General features: G+C 64.8%; 22 protein-coding genes, 1 tRNA gene, 1 other RNA gene and 1 pseudogene. 15 read left to right on the forward strand and 10 right to left on the reverse strand.

Annotated features, from left to right (window positions below):
- The first annotated feature begins 6 nt into the window (after window positions 1–6).
- From EPL01_RS00355 to EPL01_RS21315, 5 genes are all read left to right on the forward strand, one after another.
- A complete protein-coding gene (locus EPL01_RS00355; protein ID WP_135823286.1) occupies window positions 7–1020 on the forward strand; it encodes an ABC transporter permease in 1014 nt (337 codons plus the stop codon).
- Window positions 1017–1973: an ABC transporter permease gene (locus EPL01_RS00360; RefSeq protein ID WP_135823287.1), complete on the forward strand. Its 957-nt coding sequence runs from the start codon at window positions 1017–1019 to the stop codon at window positions 1971–1973. Before EPL01_RS00355 ends, EPL01_RS00360 begins: the two co-directional genes overlap by 4 nt.
- 3 nt (window positions 1974–1976) lie before the next feature.
- A complete protein-coding gene (locus EPL01_RS00365; protein WP_135823288.1) occupies window positions 1977–2405 on the forward strand; it encodes a DUF7268 family protein in 429 nt (142 codons plus the stop codon).
- A 162-nt stretch (window positions 2406–2567) separates the two neighbouring features.
- A complete protein-coding gene (locus EPL01_RS00370; RefSeq protein ID WP_135823289.1) occupies window positions 2568–3359 on the forward strand; it encodes a hypothetical protein in 792 nt (263 codons plus the stop codon).
- Window positions 3360–3591: 232 nt separating this feature from the next.
- Window positions 3592–3750: a hypothetical protein gene (locus EPL01_RS21315; RefSeq protein WP_168215771.1), complete on the forward strand. Its 159-nt coding sequence runs from the start codon at window positions 3592–3594 to the stop codon at window positions 3748–3750.
- Window positions 3751–3820: 70 nt separating this feature from the next.
- Here the strand turns inward: EPL01_RS21315 and EPL01_RS00375 are convergent, their stop codons facing one another.
- The 3 genes from EPL01_RS00375 to EPL01_RS00385 all read right to left on the reverse strand — a co-directional run bounded on the left by EPL01_RS00375 (window position 3821) and on the right by EPL01_RS00385 (window position 7334).
- Window positions 3821–4465 (reverse strand): dienelactone hydrolase family protein, encoded by a 645-nt coding sequence (locus EPL01_RS00375; RefSeq protein ID WP_135823290.1) that lies wholly within the window; start codon window positions 4463–4465, stop codon window positions 3821–3823.
- A 411-nt stretch (window positions 4466–4876) separates the two neighbouring features.
- Window positions 4877–6178, reverse strand: coding sequence for a dihydroorotase (locus EPL01_RS00380; RefSeq protein ID WP_135823291.1), 1302 nt, complete (start codon window positions 6176–6178; stop codon window positions 4877–4879).
- Between the two features lie 448 nt (window positions 6179–6626).
- The gene (locus EPL01_RS00385) at window positions 6627–7334 is read right to left on the reverse strand and encodes a lipoate--protein ligase family protein (protein ID WP_135823292.1); all 708 of its coding nucleotides are present in this window, start codon (window positions 7332–7334) and stop codon (window positions 6627–6629) included.
- Here EPL01_RS00385 and EPL01_RS00390 point away from each other — a divergent pair.
- Together EPL01_RS00390 and EPL01_RS00395 are read left to right on the forward strand one after the other, a co-directional pair.
- Entirely contained in the window at window positions 7333–8262 is a 930-nt protein-coding gene (locus EPL01_RS00390; protein WP_246045593.1) for a DUF8155 domain-containing protein, read from the forward strand. The two genes, EPL01_RS00385 and EPL01_RS00390, sit on opposite strands and share 2 nt — an antisense overlap.
- Window positions 8263–8455: 193 nt before the next feature.
- Entirely contained in the window at window positions 8456–8971 is a 516-nt protein-coding gene (locus EPL01_RS00395; RefSeq protein WP_135823293.1) for a DUF7344 domain-containing protein, read from the forward strand.
- A 24-nt stretch (window positions 8972–8995) separates the two neighbouring features.
- Here EPL01_RS00395 and EPL01_RS00400 read toward each other — a convergent pair.
- Together EPL01_RS00400 and EPL01_RS00405 are read right to left on the reverse strand one after the other, a co-directional pair.
- A pseudogene (locus tag EPL01_RS00400) lies at window positions 8996–9450 on the reverse strand (DUF4385 family protein).
- Between the two features lie 21 nt (window positions 9451–9471).
- Complete coding sequence (locus EPL01_RS00405) at window positions 9472–10044, reverse strand: cysteine hydrolase family protein (protein ID WP_135823294.1); 573 nt, start codon at window positions 10042–10044, stop codon at window positions 9472–9474.
- A 177-nt stretch (window positions 10045–10221) separates the two neighbouring features.
- Between EPL01_RS00405 and EPL01_RS00410 the strand changes: the two genes are divergently transcribed.
- Complete coding sequence (locus EPL01_RS00410) at window positions 10222–11751, forward strand: Hvo_1808 family surface protein (RefSeq protein WP_135823295.1); 1530 nt, start codon at window positions 10222–10224, stop codon at window positions 11749–11751.
- Window positions 11752–12172: 421 nt separating this feature from the next.
- Window positions 12173–13324, forward strand: a complete 1152-nt coding sequence (locus EPL01_RS00415) for a nicotinate phosphoribosyltransferase (protein WP_210424024.1) — start codon at window positions 12173–12175, stop codon at window positions 13322–13324.
- Between the two features lie 54 nt (window positions 13325–13378).
- Here the strand turns inward: EPL01_RS00415 and EPL01_RS00420 are convergent, their stop codons facing one another.
- Window positions 13379–13981 (reverse strand): TIGR00296 family protein, encoded by a 603-nt coding sequence (locus EPL01_RS00420; protein ID WP_135823297.1) that lies wholly within the window; start codon window positions 13979–13981, stop codon window positions 13379–13381.
- Between the two features lie 194 nt (window positions 13982–14175).
- Here EPL01_RS00420 and rnpB point away from each other — a divergent pair.
- Together rnpB and EPL01_RS00430 are read left to right on the forward strand one after the other, a co-directional pair.
- Window positions 14176–14586, forward strand: an RNA gene (gene rnpB, locus EPL01_RS00425) — RNase P RNA component.
- A gap of 461 nt (window positions 14587–15047) precedes the next feature.
- Window positions 15048–17540, forward strand: coding sequence for a heavy metal translocating P-type ATPase (locus tag EPL01_RS00430; RefSeq protein WP_135823298.1), 2493 nt, complete (start codon window positions 15048–15050; stop codon window positions 17538–17540).
- A 272-nt stretch (window positions 17541–17812) separates the two neighbouring features.
- Here EPL01_RS00430 and EPL01_RS00435 read toward each other — a convergent pair whose 3' ends face one another.
- Both EPL01_RS00435 and EPL01_RS22320 read right to left on the reverse strand, forming a co-directional pair.
- Window positions 17813–18826, reverse strand: coding sequence for a histone deacetylase family protein (locus tag EPL01_RS00435; RefSeq protein WP_135823299.1), 1014 nt, complete (start codon window positions 18824–18826; stop codon window positions 17813–17815).
- Between the two features lie 144 nt (window positions 18827–18970).
- Window positions 18971–19402: a histone family protein gene (locus tag EPL01_RS22320; RefSeq protein WP_135823300.1), complete on the reverse strand. Its 432-nt coding sequence runs from the start codon at window positions 19400–19402 to the stop codon at window positions 18971–18973.
- A gap of 508 nt (window positions 19403–19910) precedes the next feature.
- Here EPL01_RS22320 and EPL01_RS00445 point away from each other — a divergent pair.
- Window positions 19911–20138 (forward strand): hypothetical protein, encoded by a 228-nt coding sequence (locus EPL01_RS00445; RefSeq protein WP_135823301.1) that lies wholly within the window; start codon window positions 19911–19913, stop codon window positions 20136–20138.
- 316 nt (window positions 20139–20454) lie between these two features.
- On the opposite strand, the gene EPL01_RS00450 is transcribed toward EPL01_RS00445, so the two are convergent.
- Both EPL01_RS00450 and EPL01_RS00455 read right to left on the reverse strand, forming a co-directional pair.
- Window positions 20455–21915: a single-stranded DNA binding protein gene (locus EPL01_RS00450; RefSeq protein WP_135823302.1), complete on the reverse strand. Its 1461-nt coding sequence runs from the start codon at window positions 21913–21915 to the stop codon at window positions 20455–20457.
- 144 nt (window positions 21916–22059) lie between these two features.
- Window positions 22060–22602: a hypothetical protein gene (locus tag EPL01_RS00455; protein WP_135823303.1), complete on the reverse strand. Its 543-nt coding sequence runs from the start codon at window positions 22600–22602 to the stop codon at window positions 22060–22062.
- Window positions 22603–22731: 129 nt separating this feature from the next.
- Here EPL01_RS00455 and EPL01_RS00460 point away from each other — a divergent pair.
- From EPL01_RS00460 to EPL01_RS00470, 3 genes are all read left to right on the forward strand, one after another.
- A tRNA-Arg gene (locus EPL01_RS00460) sits at window positions 22732–22804 on the forward strand.
- A 526-nt stretch (window positions 22805–23330) separates the two neighbouring features.
- Window positions 23331–23948 carry a DUF309 domain-containing protein gene (locus EPL01_RS00465; protein ID WP_135823304.1) on the forward strand — a complete coding sequence of 206 codons (618 nt, stop codon included), beginning with the start codon at window positions 23331–23333 and terminating at the stop codon, window positions 23946–23948.
- Between the two features lie 107 nt (window positions 23949–24055).
- Window positions 24056–24925 carry a M48 family metallopeptidase gene (locus EPL01_RS00470; RefSeq protein WP_135823305.1) on the forward strand — a complete coding sequence of 290 codons (870 nt, stop codon included), beginning with the start codon at window positions 24056–24058 and terminating at the stop codon, window positions 24923–24925.
- Window positions 24926–24933 lie beyond the last annotated feature (8 nt).

Here is a 24933-nt window from a genome sequence, read left to right on the forward strand (position 1 = left end):
GAGTGAATGATTTCCAAGCGGTTCGTTATCAAGCGACTCCTACTGCTGGTCCCGGTGCTGTTCGGGGTGGCGACGTTCGTGTTCGCCATCCTGCACCTCGCACCCGGTGACCCGGCACGGGTTATCGCGGGTCAGCGAGCGTCCGAGGAGTTCGTCCGGCAGGTCCGGACGGAACTCGGACTCAACGACCCCATCTGGGTACAGTACGGCCGGTTCCTGCTGGAGGCGGTCCAGTTGGAGTTCGGTAACTCCTACCAGATTCAGAAGGGCACGCCGGTCAAGCAGATTCTGCGCTACAAGCTCCCGGTCACGCTGGAGATGGCCCTCTACGGCCAGTTCCTCGGCATCCTGTTCGGGATTCCGGTCGGCCTACTGGGAGCCATCAAACAGGACGCCATCAGCGACCACGTGACGCGAATCGGCGCGCTGGCGGGTATCAGCGTCCCGATTTACTGGAGCGGCCCGCTCCTCATCCTGCTGTTCGCGCAGGTGCTGGGCTGGTTCCCGGCGAGTGGTCGCATCGCCTCGACGTTCGACATCAACCCAATCACGGGTGTCATCACGTTCGACACGCTCGTCCGGGGTAACTTCGCGGCGTTCGAGTCCGCGGCGATGCACCTGTTCCTCCCGGCGGCGGTCATCGGCATCTACTCGATGGCGCTCATCTCGCGGATGATGCGGTCGTCGATGCTGGAGGTCATCCGGCAGGACTACATGCGGACCGCCCGCGCGAAGGGCCAAGGCTCGAAGATTACCATCCTGAAACACGGCTTCCGGAACGCGCTCATCCCCGTCGTGACGGTCATCGGCATCCAGTTCGGCACCCTGCTCGGCGGTGCGGTCCTGACCGAGACCGTCTTCGGGATTGCGGGCATCGGCACGCTGCTGGTGAGCGCGATTCAGGTGGGTGACTACCCTGTCGTGCAGGGAACCGTCCTGATGTTCGCGGGCCTGTTCACGCTGGTGAACCTGCTCGTGGACGTGACCTACTCGTATCTCGACCCGAGGATTGAACAATGAGCACCGAAACCCAAACCGAGGACGTGGGCCAGCGCGGAATCGTCGAGCGACTCCGCGCCTCCCCGTTCCTCTCCGAACTGCTGTCGAATCGCCTCGCCGTCGCGGGACTGACGATTATCTTTGCGATGGTCGCAATCGCGCTCTACTCCCGGCTGTTCGTCGACCTCGGGTCGGTGACCCAGAGCCAAATCGGGACGAACCCGAACCTCGCGCCGCCGAGTTGGCTCTCGAAGAAGACCGCCATCACCGGCGAGTACGGCACGTTCGCCTACCCGTTCGGCACGGACATCCAGTCGCGGGACATCTTCTCGCGGGTCCTCTACGGGACGTGGCTGGCGATGAAGTACGGCACCATCACGGTCGGAGCCTCGACGTTGCTTGGGGTCGGCCTCGGCATTCTGGCGGCCTACTACGGTGACATCACTGACAACGTCATCATGCGGACGATGGACGTGCTGTTGGCCTTCCCGAGTCTACTGCTGGCGCTGGCGCTGGTCGCCATCTTCGGCACCGGCCTCTGGAAGGTCGTCATCGCGTTGACGCTGGTGTACACGCCGCGGTTCGCCCGCGTCGTCCGCGGTGCGGCGCTGAAGGTGCTGGAAGACGAGTACATCGAGGCCACCGAGGCCCTCGGGGCGAAAGACCCCCGCGTCATCGTCCGGCACATCCTGCCCAACTGCCTCGCGCCCATCACGGTCCAGTCCACGCTCAACTTCGGACTGGCTATCATCGACCTCGCGGCGCTCTCGTTCCTCGGGTTCGGTGCCGAGGCCGGGACGCCCTCGTGGGGCCTGATGCTGTCGAACGGCGTGAAGAACGGCCTGCTGACCGGCGACTGGTGGTGGTCGTTCTTCCCCGGTCTGTTCCTCGCCATCACCGTCCTCGGGTTCAACCTGCTGGGCGACGGGATGCGCGACGCGCTCGACCCCCGGATGCGCGAGACCGTGGACTGACCGATGCGTTCGGGCGATTCGACCGACTCCGACTACTCTCCTCGCGGCGAGGAGGCCTCCGGCGGCGACCGGACCCGCGACGACTCGCCGACCCCCCGAGAGCGCGCCCGGCAACTCGGCCGCGCGCTCCTGCTGGGCGCGATGCTGGCCGCGATTGCGGTCCCGATACTGGTCGCCTCGGGCGAGTCGGTCCGGTTCGCCAGCGAAAAAGTGTTCGCGGTCGGCGCGCTCGTCTTCGGGTTCTCGCTTCTGGGCTGGTCCGGGTCTGTGTTCGCGGGCAGAGGCATGGAGAACTTTCAGCGCCACATCGGCGGGCGCTCCGACTGGTCGGAGGCCGACTCCCGGCGCGCGATGACGGTGCTGGGAAGCGTCGGTGTCGGCGGGATGCTCGGCGCGAGTCTGGCGACGATGGTCGTCGGAAGCGTGGTGTAGGGCGCTTTTTCGTTCTGTTTCCGAGAAGCCGGAGTTAAATACTGCAACACATTACTTGTCGGTTAGTGAATATTCGTGCGGAAGGTACAGATACGTGAGTCGTCAGGTAGGGAAACTCGTCGCGCTCGACACGTAATCGGCATCGACGAATCCGGATGCCCGATGGGTGACGACGAACCGTTTTCGTTAGTCGCAGTCCGCTGTCCCCGGAGTCGGAGCGAAGAACTCGCGGAGTTACTCGTCTCCTGCGAACTCGCCCCGTGGCGTGCGAAATCTCAAGGGTTGGCGTCACGGTGTTCATCGGCAGAAGAGCGGTCCCGGCGCGTTGAACGATTCATCGAAGCATTGTCCGCGCGCGAGTTCGATTGGGCGATGACGTTCGGGTGGGAAAGGGTTACCGTCGACGTGTGTTCCGCCGCCGTCTGTCTACTCTCCAAAAAGACGATTACCAAATCTCACGAATCGTATGAAGGTAGTTCTGTGTTAGTTCCGGACGGGACTGAAGACACTTACGGGAAGAATCAGGAATACCTCCGAGTACAGGCGTCGACGTTCTTCGGAGGAAACTTTCAATCTAACTTCGGTTCGGTGTACGTGAGCGCACTTCCGAAGGCCGATTTGACGTACCCGGAAGTGATGGCCGCGGACTTCATTTCGGGGTACGTGAGAGAACGAGTCGAACAGGGGCGGATAGATCAAATTACGGAACTCGACGGCTGTGTCGGGTGGATAGACGAAAACTGGCGAGAACCAGATACAGACCCCGCTTCGTTCTACGCGATGGGGTCGCTAACCGCGGACTACGGTAACGTGGAAAAGACACGCATCGTTTCGTGGATACGAGGAAAGTGTCCGGAAAGCCCCGATTACGACGGTAGCAATCAGTACCCCGGGATTCTCGACCAGCTCGAACGAGAGTCGCTAAAGGAGTACCTCGGGGCGTTCGAGTACTAGAGTAAACGGATGTCAACAGGTCGTAGGCCATTACCCCACGACCCTAACCGAGTCACCCCCGAGGGTTCTAGCCAACGGGTCTGACTCGCATCCTCAACTACATGTTAGTCCTGTTGAAGTATAACCGTTATGGTCACACGAAGGGTTCTTGGGTCAGTTACATTGGATAACCGATGTAACACAGTAACTGAAACCCCCTCAGTTTAGTGGCCTGTTCGATATACGCCCGTCTATGAAAGAAGTCGCTCGACAAGCCATCGCCGTCGGACTCGGGCTCGCGTTCGTCCTCTGGCAGGCCGCTCAGGAACCCGCCCGCGCGTTCGCCGCGATTCTGGCGGTCAGCGCACTCGGCTACGCCTTCGCCCCCGTCATCCGCGACGGCGTGGCGTGACCGACGCGAGCGACCGAATAGCAATCAAATCATTTCTTTAAGATATAGTTTGGTTGCTCTTAGAAATATTCTATTGGCCGCCTGCCCCCTCGAAGTGGTCCGCAAACCAGTCGGCCGCCGCGTCGGCGACCGCCTCCAGTTTGCCGGGTTCCTCGAAGAGGTGGGAAGCCCCCTCGATAACGGTCAACTCCTTCTCGCCGGTCAACTGCTCGAAGCCACGGCGGTTCAGCGACAGGACCGCGTCGTCCTTGCTCCCGACGAGGAGCAACGTCGCGGCGTTGACCCCCGAGAGCGCGTCTCCGGCGAGGTCCACCCGACCGCCGCGCGAGACCACGGCGGTCACGTCGTCGCAGTCGGCCGCGGCCCGGAGCGCCGCGGCCGCGCCGGTACTCGACCCGAAGTAGCCAAGCGGCAGGTCGGCGGCGTCCTCCCGGTCCCGTAGCCAGTCGGTCGCCGCCAGCAGTCGCTCGGTCAGCAGGTCGATGTCGAAGCGCGTCTCGTAGTCGCGGTCTTCCTCCTCGGTCAGCAGGTCGAACAGGAGCGTCCCGAGACCCCGACTTCGGAGTCGCTCGGCGACGAAGTTGTTCCGCGGGCTGAACCGCGAACTGCCGCTGCCGTGCGCGAAGACGACGATTCCCGACGCCTCCTCGGGGACGAGGAGTTCGCCGTCGAGCGTCACGCCGTCCGCCGGAATCGTGATTTCTCCCCCACGCATGGCTACGTAGTCGCCGTCGGAGGTGGTAAGTCTCACGCCGAGTCGAGACTGGTTGGTTCGAGTTACGGCGCGGCGAAACTGGAGCGACGGGGGTCCGAGCAAGGCCCCGTCAGCGGAGGCCCCCTTCGGAAGGCCTCCCAGTAGGAGGTCTATCATCGATGACCTCCCGGGTTTCCTCGGCGGACGAGTACCCAAGTGGTTGATGGTCGTTCGAGAGCGGTGCGTCAGTCGGCGGGAGTTCGCCGACAAAAACCCCTACGACAGATGAATACATAACGGCGACTTTCTGGGCAACTCTTTCACTCTCCCGAGACAAAACTGGCTATTCGTTCAAAGGGAACGAATCCAAAAAGAGAAATTACAAAAACCTACTTCGTCGATGTCCGCTCGCTTGGCAATCGTTGACTTCCCTTACTCGCGGACGTTTTCGCCGACCGGCCCGCCGAACTCGCCGTCGGTCACTTCGTCGTACTCGCCCGCGTCGTAGACGACGTTGCCGCGGACCATCGTCAGTTCGGGGAACACGCCCTGCATGCCCTCGAAGGGCGTCCATCCGCACTTCGAGTGGAGGTCTTCGCCGCGAATCTCGCGGGCGTCGTCGGGGTCCACCAGCACGAGGTCGGCCATCAGGCCCTGCTCGACCTTCCCCTTCCGGGTCAGGCCGAACACGTCGGCGGGGTTAGCCGCGGTGATGTCCCGAACGCGCTCGTAGCTCAGATTGTCCTTCCGAGCCTCTTCGAGGAGAAGCGGCAGGGCCGTCTCGACGCCGGGCACGCCGCTGGGCGCGTCCCAGATGCCGGCGTCCTTCTCCTCGCGGGTGTGGGGCGCGTGGTCGGTCGCCACCATGTCGATGGTCCCGTCCGCGAGGCGCTCGAACATGGCTTCGCGTCGGTCCTCGCTCCGGAGCGGCGGATTCATCCGCCCGAAGGTGCCCAACTCGTCGTAGTCCTCGCGCGAGAGGAAGATGTGGTGGGGCGTGACCTCGCAGGTCGCGTCGCCGTCCTTCGCGGCGTCCACGCCCTCCGGCGTGCTGGTGTGGGCGATGTGGACGTTCGCGTCGGCCTCCTCGCCGATTTCGACCGCGCGCTCGACTGCGGCGGCCTCGGCCTCGGCGGTCCGGTAGGCGCTCCACGCCTCGTAGTCGTCGCCGGGGCGCTCCGTGGCCTCCTCGTCGAACAGGTCGGCGTCCTCGGCGTGGACGGTCACGACCCGGTACTCGTCGGTCGCGCGCTCGACCGCCTCGCGGAAGAGGTCCTCCTCGATGCCCATGTCGCCGGTCGAGTCCGCGAGGAAGACCTCGCCGAGCGCCAGCAGGGGCCGGTCGAAGAGTTCGTCGGGGTCCCAGTCCTCGGTCACGCCGCCGTTGATGCCGTAATCGACGTAGGACTCCTCGGCCAACTCGGCCTTCCGGTCGAAGCCCTCGCCGTCCACGGTCGGCGGGTCGGTGTTCGGCTGGTCCACGACGGTCGTGACGCCGCCCGCGGCGGCGGACTTGCTCCCCGTCTCCCACGTCTCCTTGTGGGGGAATCCGGGCTGTCGGAAGTGAACGTGGGTGTCTATCATCCCGGGCAGGAGGAGCTTCCCGGCGGCGTCGATGGACTCGCCCGAGTGGGTCAGCGTCGAGCCGACGCCCGCGATGCGGCCCGCGGACGTGTCGATTCGCACGTCCACTTCCCGACCGTCGGCGAGCGTCGCGTTCCGAATGGTAAGCATTGGGGGTTGGTTCGGGGGTGGGCGTCCTAAGCCTCCCGATATGGCTTCTGTGGATATGAGGTTGTGTGTTCGAGTGAGCAGTCGAGAGTCCTGACGGAACCGTCAGCTCGGTCGTGAATGTGTTTTAGAAAGCCCCCGCCCGGTCGCGGTCGCTCAGCGACATATCTGACGGACGTAGTTGCGTCAGATAGGGGTCGCTGAGACGACCACGGGCCTGTCGGCCCGCGACCGGGCGGCCCCTTTCAGTCCACCCAGACTGCCGGTTCTTCCACCGAGCTTTTGCGGTGGATTGGGCCACCGGGTGCTTTCGGTGGTTTGGGCCACCGGGTGCTTTCGGTGGTTTGGGCCACCGGGCGTTTGCTGGTGGAATGGGACACTGGTCGCTCTCCGGTGGATTGTCGCACCGACCGCCGCCCGAACCGGTCGGCGGTCGTCCCGCAAAAGCGTGTCAGTACTCGGTATCGGGTTCGACGTCGGCGACGTCCGCGACCGAGACGATTTCCGGCTGGTCGCCCACCAGCAGTTCCTCGATGGTCCGGGCGACCTCCTCGGGGTCGTCGCTCCCGCCCGCCTCGGCGACGCTGCCGACCGACTTCGCCTCGAAGGCGACGTCGAGCGCGGCGTAGACCGGTTCCAGAACGTCGGCGATCTCCTCGTGGTCGCGGACCACAACGACGCCGGAGATCAGCGCCGCGTTCTTCCGGACGCGCTGGGCGACCCCGACCAGTTTTCCGTCGCGCTGGAGCGAGTAGTCGCCCGGGCAGAAGCTCGCCTCGGGTTCGCCGCGGGCCGCGGGCACCCCGAGTCGCCAGAGCGCCCGCTGGAGGGCGCGGGTGGTCTCCTCGTAGCGTTCGTCCATGCCGACCCGCATGTCGTCGAGCGAGACCACCTTGGCGAACGCGAGGGTGTTGCCGGTGTAGGCGACCGCTCGACCGCCGACCGACCGCTGGACCGGCGTGAACCCGCAGGCGTCGGCGACCTTCGTCGCAACCTCGTAGTCGTCGGCGCGGGCGTCCCGCCGCCCGAAGGCGAGTTGCCGGTGGGGCCGCCAGACCCTGACCGACTCCTCGCCGGTTTCGGCGGCGCGTTCGAGCATCCCGGCGACGACCTCCCGGTCGGCGTCCCGACTCGCCGCCCGGCCGCGAAGTACGCGCATGACCGACCTTTCACATTCGGAGTACCTAAACCCTCGCGTCTCCGAGAGGTGGACGATGGTCACGGTCGGCCCCGAACTCCTCGAACGCTTCCCGCGGTTCTCGCTGTACAACTCGCCGTACGCCGCCCACGAGGAGGGGTGCGCTATCGACCTCTATCCCCACGAGGGCGACTGGCGAGAGTCCGAGAACGAGACGGACGACGACGCCCGGGAGACCGCCGCGCCGAGTCCGGTCGCGGGCGAAGTCGTCGCCACGCGGTCGGTCTCCGCGCCGCCGAAACCCTACGCCGCCGAAGAGGACCACCTCATCGTGGTCGATACCGGCGACTCCCTCGCCCGGATGCTCCACGTCGAGCCCGCGGTCGAACCCGGCGACGAAATCGCCCGCGGCGACTCGCTCGGCGAGATGGTGCGCTCGGGATTCTTCGCGCCGTGGGTGGACAACCACATCCACCTCGGGTTTCGGGACTCGGACGCCAACCCCTTCCGGGCCTCGGGGTCGCTTCCAATCGAACTCGCAGACGCCCTCGAACTCGCTGGCGTCCCGTGGGACGGCCGCGGCGAGGTCCTCGCCACGGCCGAGACCTACGCGATTCTCGACGCGCCGGACCACCCCGCTTCCGGAAAGCGATTCGCTGGTATCGCCCCGGAAACCGGCGGAGTTCTCGACGGCGGCCTCCCGCACTACGACGGCGGCGGGGTTCTCAGAAGCGACTCCGGAGGAGAACCCGTCTCGCTCGCGGGCCAGCGGGTCGGAGCCGCCGCCGACCGGACGATAGAGTGGGACGACGTGACGGTCGAGGCGAACGGGACGCCGATTACCGGCCTCTCGTTTTTCTTCGCCCGGGAGGCGCTCGGGGCGAAACTGGTCTGTCCCGAGGTCGACTTCGAGGTGGGCGAGCGCGTCGAAGTGGCGTTCGCTCGCTGACTTCCGCCGAGCGCGCGACGGTGTTTCCGTTGTCGGAAGCGAACTCGGTTCGGCCGTTCCGGGCCTGAAAACCTCCGACCTCGTGCCGACGTTTCCGACCTCCTGCATGAGTTGTCAGACTCGCTTCCCTACTTTCTAAGGGCGAAGGTACATCCTCTGATGCTTCATCTACGTGAATATGGGAGGGAACGGTTTGGAAGAAAGTGGTTTCACTCACCCGGCGAACGGAGAGGGGTGCGATAAGTCGGCGGACGGGCAAGCGATAGAGCGCGAGGAGCTTTCGACGCGGGAACTCGACCAGACGTTCGCCGCGCTGACCGACTTCCGACGCCGGATGGTCGTCCGGTACTTCCGGAACTCACAGGACCGAGTGGCGACTATCACGGACCTCGCGCGCTACGTGGCGAACCGGGCCGAGGACGCCGACTTCGAGGACGTCGTCGTCGCGCTCCACCACAAGGGCGTCCCGAGTCTGGTCACCGCCGACGTCATCGAGTACGACGCCCAGACGGAGACGGTCCGGTTCGTCGGCGACGAGCGAATTTTCGAACTCCTCGACTGGGCCGACGCCGACTCCGGTTCGAGTTCCGCGACGGACGACTCCCGCGCGAAAGACCACCTCTCGGACGCGCTCGTGGCCGACGACCCGGTCGAGAAAGACTACTTGGTTCGGCAGGCGCTCCAGTACATCTACTTCGACGACGAGTAGCGGGTCTCTCGGTTCTCAGAGCCGTCATCCGTGCGCTTGCCGGTGTTGGTCCTTCAGGCGCTGGTACTGCTCGTCCTCGCGGACCTGCTCCCACTTGGCCTCGAATCGCTTCGCTATCTCGCGCTTCTCGTCGTCGTACCACTCCTGCGGTTCGCGCTCCTTCCCGCCTTCGTACTTCTGCCCGCCGGGGTACTTGGCGTAGCGCATCGCCCGCGTGTACCCCATCTGGAGGTACTTCCGGGCCAAGTCCGTCCCGACGAAGTCGCCGTCCCGCTCGTACTGCCGGAACTGCTCGAAGATGATTTCGGCCGGCTCCTCGGCGGCGTCGAGGCTCTTGACGGCCAGTTCGCCAAGAGTTCGTCCTTGTAGGACTGGACCTTGAACGCCCCCTGCTTGCCGCGGCCAATTTCGTACTCCTCGGGGTTCTCGCGGAAGTTCACGTCGTACTCGGGGTCGCCGGTCTCGGAATCGTCGGTCACAGATAGACCGAAGTGCCCGAGTCACTCGAACTCGATGGCCCCCTTCGTCGTCACCTCGCCGAACAGGAAGTCCGAGTGCCCGACCGCGTACTCCTTGTGTTCCTCCTCGATGTAGCCAAGCGCGTCCTCGACCAGCACGGGCCGATAGTCTCGGAGTCCGGCGCTCCCCGCGGTGTGGAGGACGCAGACGTTCGCCAGCGTCCCACAGATGAGGAGGTCGTCTATCTGGTGGTTGTCGAGATAGCCTTCGAGGTCGGTCTGGTAGAAGGCGTCGTAGGTGTGCTTGTCTACGACGTGGTCCTCCTCGCGCACGTCGAGGTCGTCGTGGAGTCGCGCGTCCCACGAGCCTTCGAGGACGTGTTCGCCCCAGCGGTCGAACTCGTCGTAGTAGTGGTTGTCCTCGAACTGCTCGGGCGGATGCACGTCTCGGGTGTAGACGACCGACGCGCCCGCCTCTCGCGCGGCGGCGACAACTTCGGTCACGTCCGCGAGGGCGTCTTCGCTGGCCGGTGCGTAGAGGCTCCCGTCCGGGTGGCAGAAGCCGTTTTGCATGTCCACGACCACGACCGCAGTCGTTTCCGGGTCGAAGCTCATACGCTACCGTAGTCGCTTGCGGTCGAAAACGTTTTCTGACGGTCGGGAGCCACAGGTCAACGGTCGAGTCTCGCAGGCGGTCGCTGCCTCCCGAGGCCCCCATCGCGGAGGAGGGTTGATTTCATCCGTCTATCAAGAGCTTTTTGAGCGTGTAGGCCTACGTGACGGTCACAGGAAATGCGCACGACAATCGCAATCGCGGTCGTTCTCATGCTCGTCGTCGCGGGGTGTTCGCAGGCCCCCGGTGCGGGACCGACGACCGATACGGAAGCCACTACGACCCAGCCAGTCGCTGGGACCGACACCGGCCAGTCGGGGTCGGACGCGACCACCACCGACCAGACAGAGCAGGTGGTGAAGCCCGACGACCCCGAGACCGACGTTCTCGGGTGGGAAGCGGGCTACTGGTACAACGAGACGCTCGACGTGAACCCCGAGGACGGACTCAACGACACCGAACTCAACGCGACGGTCGCTCGCGCGATGGCTCGCGTCGAGAAGGTCCGGCAACTGGAGTTCAAAGAGCGGGTTCCGGTCGAAATCAAGACCCGCGAGGAGTTCCGGAAGAATAGCGGCGATAGCTCGACGCCCGCCAATCGGCGGCTGTTCGACAACGTGAAGTACGAATCGCTGTTCATGATAAACGAGTCGACCGACTCGCTCGCGGTCCAGAACCGCAACTCCGGGTCGTGGGTCGGCGGATTCTACAGTCCGAGCGAGAAGCGTATCGTCGTCATCTCCGAGAATTCCACGACGCCGAAGCTCGACGAGATTACGCTCTCTCAGGAGCTGTTCCACGCGCTTCAGGACCAGCATTTCAACATCTCGGGCTACGACCAGTCCACGCGCGAACTCCACAACGCGAAGGACGGCATCATCGAAGGCGACGGTAACTACGTCGATTATCTCTACTCGCAGAAGTGCAAAGAAGAGTGGAACGGCGACTGCCTGACCCCCGACACCACTTCGAGTTCGGACGGCGGTCTCACCAACCTCGGTCCGTACCTCATCAAGTTCCAGCCCTACAGCGACGGCCCGCCGTTCGTCAAGGCCATCCACGAGCGCGGCGGCTGGGAAGCGGTCAACGAGGTCTACAAGAACCCGCCCGCCAGCACCGAGCAGGTCATCCACCCCGACAAGTACGGCGAGGACCAACCCGCCGACTTCTCGATTCAGGACGAGACCAGCGACGGCTGGAAGCGCCTCGAACTCAAACACCGGCCGAGCTACGGGAGCGTCGGCGAAGCTGGCATGTTCACGATGTTCATGTACCCCTACTACCCGAGTCAGGGCCAGACCCAACTCGTCCCCGCGCGGGACTTCTTCAACACGAAGCAGGGGTCCAGCGAACTGCGCGAGTTCGACCCGCTGAACTACAACAGCAGCTACTCGGCTGGCTGGGACGGCGACAGGCTCGCGGTCTACACCAACCCCGACGCGAAGGCGAACGAGACGGGCTACGTCTGGAAATCCGTCTGGGACTCCGAGAAGGACGCCAAAGAGTTCGTCGAGGGCTACCACAAACTGCTGAAGTACAACGGCGCGAAGAAGGTCGACGGCCGCGCCAACACGTGGAAGATTCCGCAGGACAAGGAGTTCAACGACGCCTTCTACATCGAGCAGAAGGGCGACACGGTCGTCATCGTGAACGCGCCGTCGGTCGAGGACCTCTCGGGCGTCCGGCAGGGCGCGGCACCGAAGCAGTAGCGACGATTCGCGGTTTTCTTTTTCGGCGCAGTGAGAAGCGTGATTACGTCTTAGAGACAACTAAGCAATTTTTAAAGAAATAAATTTGTTTCCTCGGCGTAGCTCGACGGACGCTCCCGAAGACGCGACGACAGGCCGACCAACCGCCAGCGGACGCCCGGCCGACCAATCCACCGGCGAACACTCAACTGAGCAACCACCGGCGAACGCTCGCCGAAACATCCGGCAGGGTGGGATGAAGGGGCGAGGGCTTCAAGAAACGTTCACTATCCCCGAATTGCGGCCCCCTGACGACTGGTTCGAAGACAACCCTATTTCTCGATGCAATTCCCTCGCCGCACCATCTTTTCTCGGATACAAGCGGGAGCTTTTTCGCTCCGGCGGCAGAACGTCTCGCCATGACTCTCCCGAGGTGGTGGCGGTGAGCGACCGGTTCGACGTAGTCTCGGAGGCGGCCATCCGCGACGGGACGGCCACCGACGCCTACTTCCTGCGGACCGAGGAGACCCTCGAGGCGGCCGCCCGGAACCCGCGCGTGGTCGCCGAGGTCACTCAAGACCAGTTCCCGACCGGCGAGTTCGACGTGCTGGCGGGCCTGAAAGACGCCGCCCGACTGCTCGAAGGCTTGCCCGTAGATGTGGACGCCATGCGCGAGGGGCGACTGTTCGACGGCGGGCCGGTGATGCGAATCGAGGGCGACTATCTCGACTTCGCGCGGTACGAGACCTCCCTGCTCGGGTTCCTCTCTCACCAGAGCGGGGTCGCCACGGCCGCCCTCGAAGCGCGGCGGGCCGCGCCCGACTCCTCGGTGCTGAGCTTCGGCGCGCGCCACGTCCATCCCGCAATCGCGCCGATGATAGAGCGCGGCGCGCTCGTCGCGGGACTCGACGGTTTCTCCCACGTCGCGGCGGGCGAGGTGCTGGGCCGCGAGGCCAGCGGGACGATGCCCCACGCGCTGGTCATCGCCTTCGGCGACCAAGAGGAGGCGTGGGAGGCCTTCGACGAGGCGGTCGCGCCCGAGGTCCCCCGCATCGCAATCTGCGACACCTACTCCGACGAGAAAGACGAGAGCCTCCGCGCCGCCGAGGCGCTCGGCGACGCCCTCGACGGCGTGCGACTCGACACGACGAGTTCCCGCAGAGGGGACTTCCGCCACATCGTCCGCGAGGTCCGCTGGGAACTCGACGCCCGGGGCTACGAGGACGTCGAAATCTTCGTCAGCGGCGGCCTCGGTCCAGACGAACTCCGGAACCTGCGGGACCTCGCCGACGGCTTCGGCGTCGGCGGCCACGTCAGCAACGCCGACCCGCTGGACTTCGCGCTCGACATCGTGGAGTTGGACGGCGACCCCGTCTCCAAGCGCGGCAAGCTCTCGGGCAAGAAGCAGGCCTTCCGGACGCCCGACGGCGGCCACCACGTCGGTCTGGCCGACCGCGCCGACCCCGAGAGCGGCGAGGCCCTGCTCGAACCGCTGATTCGGGACGGCGAAATCGTCCGCGAGTTCGACGTCGACGAGGCGGCCGAGCGCGCGCTGGAAGACGCCGAGGCGGTCGGCTTCCGCGAGGAGACGTAGCTCCTCGCTATCGAGAGTGCGGTATCTGGTAAAATTACGGCAAGCTACGGGGCCTTACAGCTCTTCGACGGTCCCTTCGGGTTCGCGCTCGCTGAAAACCTGCCCGTCGAACAGCGTCACCATCACGTCGTCGTCCTCCCACGCGCCCTTGGGGAGGTTGGCCTTCCGGCACGTCCGGTCGAGATACTCGAAGACGCTCCAGTTGTTCTCGATGGGGAGCGTCGGGTACATCCACGCGTGTTCTCCTCGCCCCTCGATGGCGACGCCGTGGGTGCCGAGTTCGATGTCCTCTACCGGGTCCTCGGTGAACTGGGTGTCGCGGACGACGCAGACCGAGATTTTCAGGTTCGGAAGCTCCGCCTCCTCGACCTCGGAGCCACACGAGGTGTCGCTGGCGGCGCTTATCGCCGAGTCCACGATGAGGTGACCGAGTTGGTCGGTGCCTTCGTAGGCTCCGTCGCACCCCCGCAGTCGGCCCCGTCCTCGGGTGGACGCGAGCCGGACGAACACTCCCGTCCGCGCGTAGAACGCCTCGCGCATGCTACCGGGCTGTTCGCGCTGCCCGTTGATGACGTAGGATTCGACGGATTCGCGTGCAAGTTCTACGGCCCGCGTGCCATCCTCGTAGGAAAGAGTTACTGCCTGAGCCTGTGCCATACATGAACCCGTTAGGCTGGAAGTACCTTCAAGTCTTCCCTTCAATACTAAACACGGAAATGTCCCACTACGTTTCACGTGGGACAGGATATCACGGGGTAACGGCCTCCTCTTTGCGGGGTAATCTCGGATTTCGCCGCTCGTACCCTCGGCTCACCGAATTGCTTAAACCGGGCCGGGCGCTACGTTCGGTTGGCAGAGGGAGCCGAGTTCCCGCGAGCGGTCTGGGTTCGCCAGAGCGCCCGTGAGGAAAGTCCCCCCACCGTCCGGGCAGGCGACCGGACGCAAGTCCGGAGCGGGAGACCGCTGGCTCTGGAACAGAAACGAGACCCCTCTCCGCGACCGATGAGGTGCGCGAACCCGAACCGACCGAAGGCTCACGCCGAGTGAAGGAACGGGGAGTTGACCCACAGAGGTAGCGTTCCGGCCTCGCCGGAACGCACGTGGTGGAACCACGCGCGTGGCGAAGTCACGCGACCGGAGAGAACGGATGGAACGGCGAAACCTCGCTGGTGCAAGTCCGTGCGGATTAGGTAGCCCGGACGACTGTGCGGACGCTCAGCCGAATACTCGGAAGAACAGAAGGGGGCTTACTCCCCTCAGCCGCTTTCTACCCGACCAGCCGTGGCGCTCGTCTCTCGCGTGTCTGCGGTGTCGCTCACATCCCTGCCTCTCGTGTCCCTGTATGTTCTACGCGCTATCCCAACACGACGACTAAGAGCGCGAGCCCGACCAGCATCTCGGCCGCGAGGACCGTGACTGCGGCCCCGATTTTTAGGGTATTTGCTTCCGGTCCCGTCTCGAAGGCGCTCATCGACTACGATTTGGAAGCCTTTCACAATAAGTCGGACAGACAGTTGGTCATTGTTCGCGGTTACGACCGGTCCGTAACGCAATGAACGCTCGTGAACGGTTTCTCGCCGGAGGAAACCTGAGCCTTACTCGAAAGGAACGGTGGCTTGCGCGGACGTTAACAACTAAACCGCGATTTGTTATTAATGACTCCTACCTGAGGCCGGTTTCATGATAGGACCATTAATAACGTCTGAGTGACTACGTTCAGCCGATGACGACCGACGACCGCGAGGAGCGCGAGCGGACAGTCCGACTTTCGGTCCCCGAGATGGACTGCCCCTCGTGCGCGAAGAAAGTAACCGGGAGCGTCGAGCGACTCGACGGGATACGCGAGACCGACCCGGCCCCGACGACCGGCACGCTCTCGGTCACCTACGACGCCGAGGAGACCGACGACGCGGCGGTCCGCGAGCGCGTGGAGGCCGCCGGGTACGACGTCGAGTCGGGCGACGGCGACGAAATCGGCCTCTCGGTGCCCGAGATGGACTGTCCCTCCTGCGCCGGGAAAGTCGAAAGCTCCCTCGACGGAGTCGAGGGCGTCGAGTCCTTCGAGACTCGCCCGGCGACCGGCGAGGTCCGGGTCAAGGGCGACGCCGACCCCGAGCGCGTCGCCGAAGCCATCGAGGGCGCGGGCTACGAAGTCGCCGACAGCGAGGGCGACGACTCCGGCCCGGACGTGGCCGGACCGAGCGAGGTCTGGAGAAGTCCGCGAGCGCTCAAGACGTGGACCGGGGGCGCGTTCATGCTCGTCGGCCTGCTCCTCGAGTTCGTCCTCACGAGCGCCGACGCGCTCCTGTTCTCGGCGCTCGGGCGCGGGTTCCACCTCTCGTCGGTTCTCCTCCTGGCGGCGGCCGGAATCGCCGGGCAGGAAATCCTCCGGAACGGCTACTACTCCGCGAAGAACCTGAGCCTCGACATCGACCTCCTGATGGGAACCGGGGTCCTCGCCGCGATTGCGGTCGGTCTCTACTTCGAGGCCGCGACCCTCGCGGTGCTGTACAGCGTCGCGGAACTCCTCGAACGTTTCTCGATGGACCGCGCGCGCAACTCGGTCCGAGAGCTGATGGACCTCTCGCCCGACACCGCGACGGTCAGGCGCGCACAGGGTGAACAAACAGTCCCCGTCGAGGAGGTCGCCGTCGGCGAGACGGTGGTCGTCCGCCCCGGCGAGAAGATTCCGGTGGATGGCCAAGTCACGGAGGGAACCAGCGCGGTGAATCAGGCCCCAATCACGGGCGAGAGCGTCCCCGTGGACAAGACCGAGGGCGACGAGGTCTACGCCGGAACCATCAACGAGGAGGGATACCTCGAAGTCGAGGCGACCGCCGAGGCCGACGAGACCACTCTCTCGCAGGTCATCGAGTTGGTCGGCGACGCCCAGCGCGACCGGACCGACCGCGAGCAGTTCATCGAGAAGTTCGCGGCCTACTACACTCCCGTCATCGTGGTCGGCGCGCTCCTGACCGCCTTCGGCCCGCCCCTGCTGTTGGGCGGGGAGTTCCGCGAGTGGTTCGTCCGCGGTCTGACCCTGCTGGTGGTGGCCTGCCCCTGCGCGTTCGTCATCTCGACGCCGGTCTCTGTGGTCTCGGGCGTCACGAGCGCGGCCCGGAACGGCGTCCTCGTCAAGGGCGGCCCGCACCTCGAATCGATGGGCGCGGTCGAGGCGGTCGCCTTCGACAAGACCGGGACGCTGACCGAGGGCGAACTCGCGGTCACGGACGCGGTCCCGCTCAACGGCAACGACGAGGCCGACTTGCTCCGGTGCGCCCACGACCTCGAACGCCGGAGCGAACACCCGATTGCTCAGGCGATCGTAGAACACGCTCACGACACGAGTAATCCCCACGACGAGGAGGGCGAGGACCGACCCATCGAGAACTTCGAGAGCCTGACCGGCAAGGGCGTCCGCGCGGACCTCGACGGCGTGACTCACTACGCTGGCAAGCCCGCGCTGTTCTCGGACCTCGGATTCGACTTGGAACACGTCCACCTGAGTACTGACGGCGGGCAGATTGCGGAAGTGGCAGAGAGCAAGTGCGAGGGCCGCGAGGACTGTCTGGACCTGCTGGCCGACGTGGTGCCGCGGTTCCAGCGCGAGGGTAAGACGGTCGTCCTCGTCGGCACGGAGGACCAACTGGAGGGCGTCCTCGCCATCGCCGACGAGGTTCGTCCGGACGCGAGAGCGACGATTGGGGCGCTTCAGGACCGCGGCGTCGAGTGCGTCATGCTCACGGGCGACAACGAGGGGACGGCCCGCGCGGTCGCCGAGGAGGTCGGCGTGGACGACTACCGGGCCGAACTCCTGCCCGAGCAGAAGGTCGAGGCCGTCGAGGAACTCACCGAGCGCCACGGCACGGTGGCGATGGTTGGCGACGGCGTGAACGACGCCCCCGCGCTGGCCGCCGCGACGGTCGGTGTGGCGATGGGCGCGGCCGGGACCGACACCGCCATCGAGACGGCCGACATCGCGCTACTGGGCGACGACCTCCTGAAGGTGCCGTACCTCTACCGATTGTCTCGGAAGGCCAACAATGTGATTCGCCAGAACATCTGGGCCAGCCTCGCGGTCAAGGCCGTGCTGGCGGTCGGCGCGCCGCTGGGACTGGTCTCGGTCGCCGTGGCTATCGTGGTCGGCGACATGGGGATGAGTCTCGGCGTGACGGGCAACGCGATGCGACTGGCGCGGGTGGAACCGGAGGAGTGACTGTCGTCGGAGAGGCGCGGGAATTTCTCAATTGTTCTCCGAAACCAGTAATATCGCGCCGAGAATTATCGTGACAAATCCGATAGGGACGACCAAATGAAGCGAGTCGTTAAGCAAGACGAGGAACGGATGTAGAAAGGGAGAGACCAGTATCACGGTTCCGATTGCGAGGAGTTTCTCGTAATCCTCCATGGTTGGCAAGATGCAATTCGACTCACCGTCTGCTCAAAAATATGTCGAATTTCGTGGCTAACTGGACTGGGGAAAAGCGTTCATCCGCCCAACGCCGGATGACTTCCCCGAATCTCCTCGATTAACTCCGTCACGTCCTCGTCGGCCTCCTCGTCGGGCGTCAGCGGCGTCTTGCCGTCGAAGATCTCGTGGACCTCGGCCACGCTGGACGAGAGGGTGTCGAGGCCGTAGCCGCCTTCGAGGACGAACGCGAGGGCCGCGCCCATCTCGTCGGCGAGGTCCCGAACGCGGTCGGTCAGCATGCCGTAGCCCTCCGTCGAGACGCGCATCCGCGAGATGGGGTCGTGACGATGGGCGTCGAACCCCGCGCTGATGAGCAGGAGGTCCGGGTCGAACGCCTCGAAGGCGGGTCGAATCAACTCGTCGAAGGTGTCCCGGTAGTCGGGGTCGCCAGCGCCCGCCGGGAGCGGGACGTTGAGGGTCGTTCCGTCGCCTGCTCCCTCGCCGGTCTCCTCGATTTCGCCCGTGCCGGGATAGAGACCCTCCTCGTGGAGCGAGGCGTAGAACACGTCGCCAGCCTCGTAGAAGATGTCCTGCGTGCCGTTGCCGTGGTGGACGTCCCAGTCGAATACGGCGACGCACTCGGCGTCCCGGTCTTCGATGGCGTGGCGGGCCGCGACCGCGACGTTGTTGAAGAAGCAAAAGCCCATCGCGTCGTCTTCGAGGGCGTGGTGGCCCGGCGGTCGGCCGAGCGAGAATGGGGTGTTCCGGCCGTTCTCGCCGTCGAGGGCGGCGTCGGCGGCCCAGCAGGCCAGTCCGGCCGACTGGAGCGCGGCCTCCCACGTCGCGCGGACCGCCACGGTGTCGGGGTCCCAGTTCCCGCCGCCCGACTCGCAGAAGTCGCGGAACTCCGCGACGTAGTCGCCGTCGTGGACCGCCTTCACGCAGTCGGCGGTGGCGGCGTCGCCGTCGACGTACTCGACGCCGTGCTTTCGCGCCAGTCCCTCCCTGATGGCGCGAAGTCGGTCGGGGTTTTCGGGATGGCGCTCGCCGGTGTCGTGAGCGAGACACTCCTCGCTGTAGCCGAAGTTCATGAATTTAGGCGTCGGTGGGGTCCGACCGCGGGGGAGATTCGGTAGTCGATGGCACGTCTATCATTGGAACGTAACGGAATTTAACCGCTTCGCTCCCGTCGAATTTTTGGCGCGAGTCCGGCGCTCCAAATTAACTCCGGGAGGTCACTCGAACAGCTTGAAGTACGTCTCGATGTCTTCTGCCTTGACAGTTCGCCGGTCGGCGTGGCGCGCGAGGGTCGCCGCGGCCTTGGCCACGTTGTCGGCGTAGTCCTCGAGGATGTCCGCCAGCGCGATGCGGGCGTCCATCGCCACGCGATAGCTGTCGTCGATTTCCAGCCGCGCGATGCGGTCGACCGGCGCGACGGGGAGTTCGAGGTCGTCTTTGTCCACGACCTGCTCGACGCCGAAGTCCTCGCTCATCAGGGTCTTGCGCCCGTCCGCCGTGGCGTGTTCGGCGGCGTCCTTGGCGAGGTCCGCGCCGTGGTCCTGAATCCGACGCGCTAACTCCTCGGCGGCGTCGGCGCTGACTCGGAGTTCGTCTGCATTCCGCCTGATAATCGTGTCTACCGGTGCGAACGGCAACTCGACGCTCATGTTCCAACCCGCGAATCTCGCGCCCTTAGTTCTTTCCGAAGCGTCTTTCGAGGGACCTGCTTCCGTTTTGGAAGGTTTTTGGCAGGGTCTCGATGCACAGGGCCGGTGCGCCGGGTGGGATTCACCGGGAGATTTCTGGGCCCTCAGGCGTTCTATCCGCCAATCCGGCGCGCGCTGGCGCGAGTTCATCTCGCGCCATCGTCGCGCGAGGGATGAGGACCGCAGGCCCGTGGCCGAGGACCGCAATCGGTTGGGGAGGGTGTGGCCCGCGGTCGCGGTGCGGGGCGGTGCTGTGCGGAAACTCCGAGGCTTCGGCAATAGCTAGCTTCTCGTCGTAAACAACTTTGTTCGCAAGGAGCCACCGCCGACTCCCAAACCGAGCTGAGAAATAAGTAGGAAGCTAAAGAAAACAAAATAAATTCTTAAAGATAACTAACTATATCCACATCCATCGATTCGACCCCGAACCGCCAGCAGACCTAACCGTGTCGCTAGCCAACAACCTGCCATGTCGGACGACAATCCTCACGAGCGAGACCGCGAGATGGCGAAGGAAAAGCGAGCGCCCGGCGAGGAGGAAGGAGAGGCCGACGACGAACAAGCCGAGGCCGAGCAGGCCCGCGAGGAGGACCTCGAAGACGAGACGCGCGTCGAGCAGGACGAGGCGCGCGAGGACGCCGCCGCCGAGGAGCAGAACATCGACAACCACCGCGACGAGGAACCGCTGAACAACTGACGCGGTCGGTTCGAGAATTGACCGTCCGGTTCGACAGCAGAAATAATCTTTCCACCTGTTTGAGGATACTATTCCGATGAGTTACTAGAACAGCGACGGTGGTTTCGAAAGCCCTCGCGCGGTTCGCGGCCGCTCTGCGGGATATTTCCGCGCCTCACCGCAACGCATCGGCGCGGAAATAGTGGCCCGCAGAGACGACCACGACGAACGCGAACCGCGCTCGCCCTTTCAGTCCACCAGGGAGCGGCTGCGTCACCGAGCGAAATGCGTGGAGAGGAGTATGAGCATCGCTCTGTTTTACCGATAAAAACCGCCGTCAGAACACGTCGTCGGCGTCGAGCGTCCCGTCGCGCAACTCGCCGCGCGCGGTAACTTTCTCGCCGAGGGTCACGTCGGCGTTCGACTCGACGCTGACGGTCTCCTCGCCGTCGTCCAGAATGATGGGGTTGCCCGCTTGGACGACGGTACCCGTGAACTCGACTTGTTCGCCGGTGGCTTTCTGTCCGCCGGTGGCTCGGGCACCGCCGTTGCTCGCGGTTTCGGTAACGTCGGCCGCGCCGTCGCCTTCGTCCCCGCCCTCGCCGCCGAAGGCGTCGAGGCCGGTGCCCCCGCTTCCGCCGCTCTCGTTCCCGCCGCTCCCGGCGTCGCTCGCCCCCGAGGGGTCGGCCTCGCCGAGGACGGTCACGGTGGCCTGCCACCCCGCGGAGCCTTCGATGTCGTCCTGCCAGCCGTCCTGAATCTCCAAGTCGGCGATTTGGATTTTGTCGCCCGGCGCGATGTCCTCGTCCGCCTTCTCGCCCCAGAGCGCGACCCGGAGGTCGCCGGTGTCGTCCTGCACGCGGATGTTCCGGACTTGGCCCTCCGAGCCGTCGTCGCGGTCGAAGGTCCGCTTCTCTTGGGTCTCGCGCACGACGCCGCCGATGTCCACCTCGTCGCCGATTTCCAGATTCTCGATGTCGGCGGTGTCGGGGACGTACTCGATGTCCTCGTCTATCTCCTCGACCGCGCCGCGGTTGCCGACGTGGAGTTCGAGGCTCCCCTCTCGCTCGCGGACGTAGCCGTCCACGACTTCGACCGAGACGCCGGGATTCAGGCGCTCGACGGCCTCGGTGCGCTCGTCCCAGAGGGTCACCCGGATGCGCCCGGTCGAATCGCCGAGTTTGAGGTTGGCGACTTTGCCCTCCGACCCGTCGTCGCGGTCGAAGGTGCGAATCGAGTCGGTGTCCAGCACCTTCCCGCGGAGGTTCACGTCCGAGAGACCGAGCGAGAGGTCCTCGACGCGGTAGGTGTCCTGTACCTGCACGTCGATGTCGGTCTCGTCGTCGGGTTCGGCGTCGTTGACGTTGACCTCCACGCCGTTGTACCCCTCCTTGGGGCGACCCGCGATGCGGAGTACGTCGCCGACTTCCAGTTCCTCCTCGCCAGCGTCGGCCTGCTTGTCCCAGAACGTGATGCGAATCGACCCCGTCTCGTCCGCGACCTCGACGTTCAGCACCCGACCGTCGTCGCGGTCCTCGTCGTCGCGCTCGAAGGTCCGCACGTCGCCGACGCCCACGACCTTGGCGACGAACTTGACCTCCTCCATGCCGGGTTCGATGTCGGCGATGCTCTCGACCTCCCCACCTTCTTCGTCTAACTCGTGGGCGATGAGCATCGCGGCCGTCTCCTCGTCTGCGAGACCGCCCATCTGCTCGACCTTCTCCTCGACCGCCTCGCGGAACTCCTCCAGCGACACGTCGGTGTCGAGGTCGGCGTAAACGTCCTCTATCGCGCCCATTGTTTTTCTCGAAAACTGGTTGTGGGCGCTGGTGTATGTCTGTGTCGGTACGTCATCGTGAGACGAGTTGGTCCCGTCCTCGGATATAAATTCTCGGCCGGTATCCGACTCGAAACTCGGGGGCGCTTTCGCTCGGACTCGACGCTACTCCGATTCGACGGTCGCAACGGTCTCGGTCTCACCCGTCGCTTGGTGGACGACCCGGACCTCGGCGGGCAGACCGCCCTCGAACGTGAACGTCGCCTCGTAGTCGATTTCCACGATGCACTGAGCGCACGCCTCGGCCCCTTCCTTCTGCATCGAGGCCACGGTCACGTCGAGCGTCCCCGCCTCGGGGTCGTAGCTCGCGTCCGCGAGTTTCGCCACGTAGCAGGCGTTCGACCCCGAAATCGTCCCCTCGACGGTGACCGTTCCACCGTCGCTCTCGAAGGTGACGCTGGCCTCGTTGGTCGGCCGACCGCAGCCGCTGTCGAGGAGCCTGAACGACGAATCGGCGAGCGTCGGGCGCTGTGTCGTGGCCGTCGTCTGCGTGGTTTGGGTGGTCTCCGTGCCTTCTGTGGTTTCCGTCCCCTCTGTGGTCGTCTCGCCCGCTTCTCCCGCAATCTCCTCGTACTGGCTCAGACACCCGCCGAGCGACGCGGTCCCGAGTACCGCCCCGAAGCGCGTGAGTAGTGTGCGTCGGTCCATACAGAGCGCCACAACGTCCTCTTTCAAATGATTCACGGATGGAAAAATGAGCCCTTGTGTTTGCGTCGCTGTGCCACTACGTAATCAGACCGTAACCCCTATTAATGGAACCGGCATACGTAGAGATGAGTCCTGATAGGGTAGTGGACTATCCTCTTGGCTTGCGGAGCCAGGGACCGGAGTTCAAATCTCCGTCAGGACGTTTCTGCCGCGACGCAACACCGCGAGAGCCTTTTATGGCTCTCGCAACCCCGCGTCGCGGAAACTCCATCGCGGAGATTTGAGCAGGGAAGTCGCATGCCCGGAAGCGCAACGAAGTGAGCATCCCGGGCCGTCTTCACGAGTTCAAATCTCCGTCAGGACGTTTCTGCCGCGACGCAACACCGCGAGAGTCTTCTATGGTTCTCGCAGAACTGCGCCGTTTATGCGCCTACCGGAGATTTGAGCAGGCCAGATGCATGCCCGCGCAACGAAGTGAGCAGGAACATCTGGACGAGTTCAAATCTCCGTCAGGACGTTCACTTCGTTCACGCCCTGACGTGCTTCACGCTCGCACCGGAAGACAAACAGCGTCTTCCGAGTCTTGCTTCGCTTTGCTCAGCAAGACTCCGCTCGCGTGAAACTCCGTCAGGACGTTTCTGCCGCGACGCAACACCGCGAGAGTCTTCTCCGCCGTCTCGACTCGAATCCCGAAGAGACCTTCCCCGCCGAACCCGAACCCCGAGGAGATGAGAGACCACCTCCGGGCCGGAGTCGCAATCTACAACGACGGCGAGTTTCACGCGGCCCACGACGCGTGGGAGGAGTACTGGCTCGGCCTCGAACGCGACACCGACGACGAGCGATTCCTCCACGGTCTCATCCAGTTCACCGCGGCGGTCCATCACGCCCAGAGTGCGAACTGGGCGGGCGTGCAGGGGCTGGCCGAGAGCGGCGCGGCGTACCTCGCGGCCCTCCCGGCCGACTACCGCGAGGTCAACGTCGGCGAGGTCCGGGCGTATCTCCGAGCAGTTGCCGCGGACCCTGAACACGTCGAGCGCGCCGCGCCTCCTCGGCTGACCCACGAGGAGACGGCTCTCCTCCCCGAGGACCTGCGCTTCGAGGCCAGCGCGGTCGTCGCCGAGGTGCTGGCCGAGGAGTACGGCTACGACGAGGAAATCGTCGAGAAGGCAGTCGAGTACGCCCGCGACGACCTCGACGCCGAGCGCGCGACCAGTCAGTTCGTCACGTTCGTCATGGACTTCGCGCGGGACGCCGCCAATCGCGGCATCATCTTCCAGCGAATGGAGGGCGCGGTGGGCAAGCGCGACCACAAGGAAGAGGACGTGGAAGGGCTCTTTGACTGACGGAAGCTTGACCAACCGGCCGATTCGGCCGACCCGCTCCCGGCAAGTCGTTATCACATTCTGTAACCGGAGAAATACTTATTCCGTTCCCGTTCCCCACTCCGGCCATGCGTCACGCTGGACTCAAGGCTCGCATGGTACTCTCCGGAGTCATCGTCTTCGGATTCTACGCGCTGATGGCGCTCTTTCTGCGGGGCATCTTCGGCCTCCCGGTCGTGTTGGCCCTCAGCGTCGTGTTCGCCGTCGCGCAGTACAAGCTCGGCAAGTGGCTCTCGCTGCGCGGAGTGAACGCCCAAGACCTTCACGAGACCGAACACCCCGAGATTCACGCGACGGTCGAGCGACTCAGCGACGAGATGGAGATTCCCAAGCCGCGACTGATGATAGGTCAGATGGGCGTGCCCAACGCCTTCGCGGTCGGTCGGAAGGGCGCGGGCACCGTCGTCGTCTCCGAGACCCTGCTGGAACTGCTGGACGACGACGAACTGGAGGGCGTGCTGGCCCACGAACTCGCCCACATCAAGAACCGCGACGTGGTGATGATGGTGCTTGGCCAGAGCGTCGCCCAGATGCTCGGGATGGTCACCTTCTGGGTCGTCGCGCTCTCGGACGACGGCATCGCCGCGACCATCGTCGGGTGGATTCTCAGCGCGGTGGTGCAGGCGCTGGTCTCGGTGTTCGTCCTCGCCATCTCCCGGCACCGCGAGTACGTCGCCGACAGCGACGCCGCCGAGTACACCGGCAATCCCGAGGCGCTGGCGTCCGCGCTGGCCAAAATCGCCGAGGTCGGTCGCCACGACGAGGCCCCGGACGTGAGCGACCGGGTCGGCGCGCTCTGCATCTTCGGCGGCAAGCGCGGCCTGCTGGCGACGCTGTTCGCCAGCCACCCGCCGATGGAGAAGCGAATCGACCGACTGACGCTCGAATCTCGCATGGAGCGGGTCCTCGAAGAGGAACTGGGCGAGTCGTTAGAATAGGACGAAGC

It is taken from the genome of Halorussus ruber (assembly GCF_004765785.1).
In the GTDB taxonomy this organism is placed as follows: Archaea; Halobacteriota; Halobacteria; order Halobacteriales; family Haladaptataceae; genus Halorussus; species Halorussus ruber.